The 7,380-nt window shown below is 38.5% G+C and carries 10 protein-coding genes; 1 reads left to right on the top strand and 9 read right to left on the bottom strand.

Going from position 1 to position 7,380, the window contains the following annotated elements:
* Positions 1 to 360 (top strand): hypothetical protein (locus tag BXO88_RS16755; RefSeq protein WP_206100008.1); only part of this gene is annotated, 360 nt, incomplete at its 5' end.
* A gap of 399 nt (positions 361 to 759) precedes the next feature.
* Here the strand turns inward: BXO88_RS16755 and BXO88_RS15880 are convergent.
* From BXO88_RS15880 to BXO88_RS15840, 9 genes are all read right to left on the bottom strand, one after another.
* Positions 760 to 1,074: a TfoX/Sxy family protein gene (locus BXO88_RS15880; RefSeq protein ID WP_078038703.1), complete on the bottom strand. Its 315-nt coding sequence runs from the start codon at positions 1,072 to 1,074 to the stop codon at positions 760 to 762.
* Positions 1,075 to 1,112: 38 nt separating this feature from the next.
* Positions 1,113 to 1,874 carry a class I SAM-dependent methyltransferase gene (locus BXO88_RS15875; RefSeq protein WP_078038702.1) on the bottom strand — a complete coding sequence of 254 codons (762 nt, stop codon included), beginning with the start codon at positions 1,872 to 1,874 and terminating at the stop codon, positions 1,113 to 1,115.
* Between the two features lie 116 nt (positions 1,875 to 1,990).
* Positions 1,991 to 2,758 carry a hypothetical protein gene (locus BXO88_RS15870; protein ID WP_078038701.1) on the bottom strand — a complete coding sequence of 256 codons (768 nt, stop codon included), beginning with the start codon at positions 2,756 to 2,758 and terminating at the stop codon, positions 1,991 to 1,993.
* A gap of 65 nt (positions 2,759 to 2,823) precedes the next feature.
* Positions 2,824 to 3,585 carry an EFR1 family ferrodoxin gene (locus tag BXO88_RS15865; RefSeq protein ID WP_078038700.1) on the bottom strand — a complete coding sequence of 254 codons (762 nt, stop codon included), beginning with the start codon at positions 3,583 to 3,585 and terminating at the stop codon, positions 2,824 to 2,826.
* A 177-nt stretch (positions 3,586 to 3,762) separates the two neighbouring features.
* A complete protein-coding gene (locus tag BXO88_RS15860; RefSeq protein ID WP_078038699.1) occupies positions 3,763 to 3,945 on the bottom strand; it encodes a DUF6462 family protein in 183 nt (60 codons plus the stop codon).
* Between the two features lie 496 nt (positions 3,946 to 4,441).
* Positions 4,442 to 5,095, bottom strand: coding sequence for an alpha/beta hydrolase (locus BXO88_RS15855; RefSeq protein ID WP_078038698.1), 654 nt, complete (start codon positions 5,093 to 5,095; stop codon positions 4,442 to 4,444).
* A 33-nt stretch (positions 5,096 to 5,128) separates the two neighbouring features.
* Entirely contained in the window at positions 5,129 to 5,284 is a 156-nt protein-coding gene (locus BXO88_RS16610; protein ID WP_168171753.1) for a hypothetical protein, read from the bottom strand.
* A 67-nt stretch (positions 5,285 to 5,351) separates the two neighbouring features.
* Positions 5,352 to 5,849: a flavodoxin family protein gene (locus BXO88_RS15850; protein ID WP_078038697.1), complete on the bottom strand. Its 498-nt coding sequence runs from the start codon at positions 5,847 to 5,849 to the stop codon at positions 5,352 to 5,354.
* 318 nt (positions 5,850 to 6,167) lie between these two features.
* Positions 6,168 to 6,629, bottom strand: coding sequence for a histidine phosphatase family protein (locus tag BXO88_RS15840; RefSeq protein WP_168171752.1), 462 nt, complete (start codon positions 6,627 to 6,629; stop codon positions 6,168 to 6,170).
* Positions 6,630 to 7,380: the final 751 nt, after the last annotated feature.

Below are 7,380 nucleotides of genomic sequence, written 5' to 3'. Positions count from 1 at the left end.
AAATTTAATCAATTAGCAATGGTGGGGTTACCCACTATAAATGACGAAAGGCCGATTTCTTTTGCAGTTTTCCGTTTCATGTTAATCACCAGTAATAGAATATTCTCCAGGATACTGATAAGAGGTTCTTTTTCTATGGCTATGCGTGTCAATTCTTATTTGTTACCTACATTATACCGCAGTTTTTTTCTTATTTTGAATCCTTTAAATCTGAGGGTCTCTGATTCTGCATCCATTTTTACAATTGCTTTATCTAATAACTTCTTTAATTGTATCTGCTCATCCGGTTCAAGATTCAAGCACCCTTCCATGGAACAGGATAACAATCCATCAAAACGGCCTAGAAAGTCTTCTCTGTAACTTGTCTGTATTAATTTGTCTCCGTATTATCCGGTTGTCATTTTGAGAGAAAAACTGCCTGAATAGGCAAAGAATATAAATGATAAAAAGCGTGGAATTATTCGGATGAATAATTCCATTTTTTAATTGGTTGTCATTTGGTTGTCACTGTGACAACCAGTTGATAACCTAAGAATCTTATCGAAAGTTGCTAATAGATAAGATAGGAAACCTTCTGCGGGTATTATAACATAAGTACGAACTTATTAATAAGGAATTTATGCCAGATCAGATGTTTAAGATTTGCAATGTGGATTGTCTTATGGACTTAATAATGATCTCCAATTATTCGGAAACCCCATAGAACTAATATCAATATTAGAATACTTATCAATAAGTTGATCAATATCATCTTCAAAGTTATTTCTTTTTCTTCGGTGTCGGAAGCTCATCATACATGGCCTCAATCAAGGTCACGAGGAACTCCCTATTGTCGATATCATCTACTAGCAGCATTTCCTCTGCCCCCTCATACGGAAGTTCCATGTTAGCCTCCGGCATTAAAGCTTTTGCTGACTGTATCGGTTTAACAAGGAAACGATCATCATAGATCCCACCGACAATTTTGCCGCGATAATAGATTATGTATTCTCCCATCATGGCCTTGTAAGTAATCTCGTCCAGCCCCGAGAGCTGTTCTAAAACAAAATCAAGGTATTCTTTGCTCGACGCCATTGTCATCACCGCCTTTAGTTCATTTTATTCAAAGATAATCAGGCTTCATCTTTGATAAACAGAATATTGTTAACGCGTTCCGTGATATGCAGCTCCGTATCCGTCTCCACAAGATCATAGCTTTCTATTACTGCTTTATCATGATTTTTCAAAACCTCTTTGTATCCGTAAGCTGTATCCTTTTTCTTCGGGAATCTTATTTTACTCTCAAAGCTATCCGTTAGTTGTAATCCGCACTCAGAACATATATCCTGCCATTCAGTCTTCGTGTAGAACTTAATATGTCCGTCTTTTTTTAGACGCATATAGTCATCAACAAATCGCTCTGTATCACAATCATTCGGGCACGGATCAGATATAAATAATGTTCCTCCTGCTTTAAGAACTCGGCTTACCTCTCCGATACTGTGCTTTATATCCGGAAAATGGTGAAGTGCGTATCTTGTTACTACCAGATCAAAGGTTCCAACTTCAAATGGAAAATCTATACCGTCATAGCTGACAAATGACAGATTACTCAGACCCGCCTCTTGTGCTTTGCTTCGATTCACACCAATAGTATCACTCACAATATCCAGCCCTATCACTTCACAACCCAGATTTTTCTCTGCGATTGGAAAAGACAGATATCCGCTTCCGCATCCAAGATCAAGAATCCTCATTCCATCTCTTACATTAATGAACGCAAGGATTCTCTCCAGATGCTCCGCATCCTGTGTCTGCCTGTTATAAAATTCTTCGGATGCAAAGCTTTCTTCAAAGCCTTTTCGTGTATCCTCTATACTTGCTCTTATATCCATTTGTTTTCACCCATTTCTACCAGCTTATCTCTTTTTTCAAAAGTGTTTCTACTCAACAAACAACGATTTGTCTTTGCCTTTTATATTCCGAGATAACTTGCTACCATGTATTTTTGTTAATGCACAAGGAAAAACAATGCAGGTATCAGTAACCAAGCTACTATAGTAATCCCTAAAACCAACTTAACGCCGACTTCCGGTCTGAGGTCATAGAATTCCATTTTGCCAAAACCTATCAAAGACATCAGGGTTCCAATTATGATCAAGATCAATGGAAGCAGTGTCGCGCACAATAATAAGAGAAGGGCTACTACAAAAAATGCATCCAAGCGCAAACACTCACTGATCATTGAGCTATTCAAAAATCCTTCTAACAAAAAAATGCCCGCGAATAAAAAACTAATTCCAGTAATACGGAACAAACGTCCTTCTTCCCAGCGTAAGCGTTTGTGGTTCCATATTCCCGGGCGATACTTAAAATCATGGTCTTTCAGATAATGTTCAATGATGGAAAGAAGCTTGTCCTCATCAAATCCGATATTCGCCCAATCCTTATGATCAACTCTTTTTCTCCAGGGCAAATTCTTCGGTGTAGAGAGTGAAAAAACAGTTCTGGCCTCCGTGGACATTGGCGGCTTATAAGTATCTCTGATAAGCAAGGTTTCACCGCCACAAAACGTTTTATCTCTGCTAAGTATATATGTCACAGAAAAAGAACTGGTAGCCCTGTTGTCAGCTTCTTCCTGGATTTGCTGTGTTTTCCATCTGGCAACAATTTTATTTTTTTGAATAGTTATAACAAAGGGATATTCATATGAGTTTAGATCTCTTTGCATGGAATCTTTAAATTCTTTAAATTCTTTACTATTAATTCTTTTCTTCATGTGTCCTTCTTAGTGCATAATATTTAAAGATAAAAGGCTATGTCCTCATCCAGACAAACTAGAATTTATAGAGCATACTTTTCATACCGGCATTGTTCCTTCACCGTATCACCCAAAAGAGTAATAGCCTTTTGAGGACATAAGCTAATACAACGGTAGCACATCGTACAACGATTTCCAGAAGTTGCCCGGTTGCCTTCTATCTGAATATTGTTCATCGGGCAATCTTTGCTGCATAAACCGCAGCCAATACATGAATCGCTGATTTTCAATTTATCAGTGTATCCTGTCGTTTTACTATAGAACCATAGTCTCTGCCCAAACAATCCCTTAATATGAGCAATAACGGACAAACCTTCCTGGGGATATCTGCCTTCTCTCATCTGCCTTGCAGCTTTTTCCATGCGCCCATCCGCGCTCTTTACGATCTGTCTGTTCTCTTCAACGCTCTTTTTCAAAAGCTTGCTATCGCAAACGGAATCCGGCATCTTTATTTGCATACCGCCAAGGATTTCCGCACCATGCTTCTTTAAAAGTCTTGCAGTACATCCTGTTCCGTCGCCGCTGAACAGCCCCATTGTATTGACTATAAACAGCTTCTTTCCCTTCCATAGAGAATCATTTTTATTGATGAAATCACGCACCATGAAAGGCGCATTAGAAAACTGTGTCGGATAACCCACTACGATGGTCCCCTCTTTTTCCAATAATGATCTTATCTGCGCATCTTCTAATGGAACGCACAGTGCCGTATCATCCATCAGATGCACCAACTTCTCGACACAGTGCTTCGTGTTCCCGGTTCCGCTTAGATAAACCCCGATCACTTATATATTCCTCCTATAAATTCCGATTTGTTTTATTATTTTAATTGTTCCCAATACATAAATAAAGTCCACAAAGTGAATTTCATTTCAAAAATCTATTTAATTATGAATAGTAAAAAAAGAGACCCAAGGTCTTATAAAGCCCTGGATCTCTAGCTTTCTTTCAAATTTTGTTTATCATTTAGCACGATACTTCTCAATGTATGTTTCAAATACATCGCACTTTACGAGAGGCGGCATACCTTCGATAATGTATACAGCATTAGCTTCTTTAGCAAGACGCTGAAACATAGTAAGCCCCATACTATAGAGTAATGCACCCTCACTGTATCTAACCATTCTCCTGTCGTTATTCTTCATTATGTCACCTCCGTTCTATTATTCCGTACTTGAGATCAATACATTCAACAGTAGAAAGAATCACAGCCTTTTTTATGCTATAAATCTGTTTCTTGAAATTTGCTAGTTCCATCTTATACTCATCTGCAAGATCTTGAAGAGCTTCATTTTCTCTTGTTAAGTATCTAACGAACATCTCTTCATCTTTGGCTCTTAGTGCATGTATGGCATTACACAAGATGGTGTAAGAGGATTGATCTGTTTCTCATAGTGCCTAACCTCCTCTATTCGGATGAATAATTCCATTTTTTAATTGGTTGTCATTTGGTTGTCACTGTGACAACCAGTTGACAACCTAAGAATCTTATCGAAAAGTTGCTAATAGATAAGATAGGAAACCTTCTGCAGGTATTATAACATAAGGATGCAAGTCTAAAGAAGGAAATTATTATACTTAATGATTAAGTTACTATTTACAGTACTCTCGACAAATTTGAATTTTCTGAAGCATTTTTATCTAATTTATTTGCAAAATGTTTTTTATCCATTCCAGGGTTATTTCTATTACATCATTTGCTTTAGAGGCATTAGGTATTAGAACATTAAAAGTGTGATTAGAATTTGGCACAATCACAACCTTACTTTTATTATTCTTGCTGTTTTCTACAATTTCTTTTGCATGATGATAGGGAACCAATTCATCTTCATCACCAGCTATAGCCAATATAGGACCTGCATATCTTTGTATTCCCACCATTGGAGTTGTATCACAAATATCATCAAACCATTTTTTTGAAAGTAGTAGATCCTCTCGCCAAAACAGTGGTATCTTTGCATAGCCACTCTCTAATGCTTCTTTATAATATTCATTAAACCATCCTTTGAATACTCCAATACCATTATGGCATGCACCAGACCAACTTATGGCAAATCTTATTGGAGACACATCTTTCAACAGCTCTGCCATTACGCGAGCTCCTTGGCTAAATCCTAAAATACCGATATTATTGCAATCAACAATCTCCTGTGTACAAAGATACTGATAAACTATTTTTGTATCATTTACTTCACCACAAAAGCTCAATTTCGTTTGATCAGCTTTACTATCACCACATCCTGCATAATCAAACCGTATTGAAGCGATACCAATATTCAGTAATTTTCTGGACAATTCTACAAATAAATTACCAACTTCATTTTTTTGCTAACCTGTTCCATGACACAAAATTACTGTTGGCATTTGTTCATTTTTTTCCGAGTAAGTAAATATCGCTGGAATGGTGTATTCTTTATTATCAATGGCAATTGATTTCTCCATATCAAACCCTCCGTCAATTCCGATTGTTCTAATCTTTTTCACGCCCACCTTCTTGCCCTTCGGACAAGAAGTATCCCTCGCTCAAAGAGCTCGGTCAATTCCGATTTGCTTATCTGATACTCGCGCCGAGTATTCTGGCTTCTGCTTCTTTTCCTGCGCCGAACACATTGCCGAGATTCTTCCAGTCGAGGAACCGAGTAAAGATAGAGAAGAAATCCTCCGTCATATCATACATATTTCCACGAGCCGTCATGATTACCACGAATTGCTTCACTTTAGGTGAGCCGAACAGCACAGAGTAAAGGCGGTCGATAACGATCTTGAGCTGACCGGTAATCGTTCCCCAATACTGCGGCGAAGCAAATACCACTACATCAGCCCAGAGGAAGGCCTCGCTCACGATTTGCATATCGTCCTTCTGTACACAGGTTCCGCCGTTTCGCTGGCAGCCCTCGCATGCAAGGCAGCCGCCTATATTCATGCCCTGCAGGTACAGTTCTTTGACCTCGTTGCCAACGGACTCTGCGCCTTCGACAAATGCCTTAACGAGAGAAGCAGTCTTGCCATTCCTTCTCGGGGAGCCGTTGAGTATTACTATCTTTGCCATAGTGATTTCCTCCTCAAACTGGAATTGTCATGCTTTAACCAATCTGCAATTCAATTCATACAATGCCGTTTTATTGGAATCCCATGTCAACTTTGCTAACGCATCATCATCTTCTCCACCATCAGACACAAACTGATACTGATCTATATCTGAACGATGCAAAACACAATATTGCACAACTGGTTTTTTCCTATATGGAATCGCTAATACCTGATACGGAGCCATCATAATATTCATACTCACATTTTTTATCTATTAAATAGGTTCGCCAATTGATAACTCTCCTGTTATCACCATATTCCCACAAATATTATTCGTTTATCGTTCGGCAATTACATAATTACCGTTTTTATAATTTATCTTCGCTTTTGAAACTGTAAATCCACGCTTCTTCATTTCCTTCAGCAAGGTATGCATATAAAAGCCATGTGTTACAACCGCACTGTCCTCATCAGAAGAACACAACAAATCAATATACTGATTTGCTCGTTGTCTGGTTTCTCTACGTCCCTCAATTTGTCTAGCGCAATTAAACATCCATTGCAAACGTCCTGATATATTCCAAAACCATATAGGTAACCTCTTTTCCGAGTCAAAACATGACCGAAGCGGAACTTCATTTAGGGTGTCTGTGCTTTCTACTTCAAATTCACCAAAGATAACTCTTGCAGTATCCCGACTCCTTGATAACGTACTAACAAATACATGATGATAATCAAGACAAGGCACCTCATAGGAAATTGCATCGATAGGCGCTTTATCATATTGATTACACGCCAAATCAAACTCATTCGATGTATATTTTTTCGGGTAAGTGAAATAAATGGTTGAAAAGTGGATTTCTTCCAAATTTGGATAGTGAAATAAATGGTTGAAAGAAGCTGACCGTTTTTACCTTACAGGATAGTGAAATGTTTGGTTGAAAAGAGCATGGTCGATACCATGCTCTTTCTTCCTCATACACCTATATTTGGGTTTGAAGAATTACCTGTGGGAAAACATACATTCGACCTCTGATAAAAATGTTCATGAAAATGAGTGTTTTTGTGGGTGAAATATCGATACTATAGGAATAGAATGGATATGCATTAATCAAAGAATGATTACTTTTTAACATCTGGACAGCAGCGCTAATCATTGACTTTTCCAAGTAGATAAGCTATCATAACCTTACAAGGTGTGGGTCTGCATTGGAGATATGCGGTTCGCCACACCATTTTTTTAGCTTTATGCCATCTTACATGGTAGATAGGGCTCGACCCGCTGCCGGAATTAGCGGAGGGCCAAGAGTCCTTTAATATATCTATCATGTAATTACAAGGTGTGGACCGACATTGGAGATATGTGGGTGCCGCACCACTTTTTTGTTTCAAAATCCAAAACAATTCAAAAATGATAGCTCCGATCCGACCGGATCCGGAGCATCTGCAGAAGAATTGTCAGACGAAAAAAAGAGAGTCCAGTTTCCCGGATTCTCTTTTTTGTTGTATGGCGGGCATGCCGCCAGTCTGTGGTGAAAGTCCACGTGGGG

Origin of the sequence: Oribacterium sp. C9, from assembly GCF_002007235.1 — a bacterium.
Taxonomy (GTDB): domain Bacteria; phylum Bacillota; class Clostridia; order Lachnospirales; family Lachnospiraceae; genus Oribacterium.
Note: the sequence above shows the minus strand (reverse complement) of the source record. Positions and strands in the feature narration are given on the sequence as shown.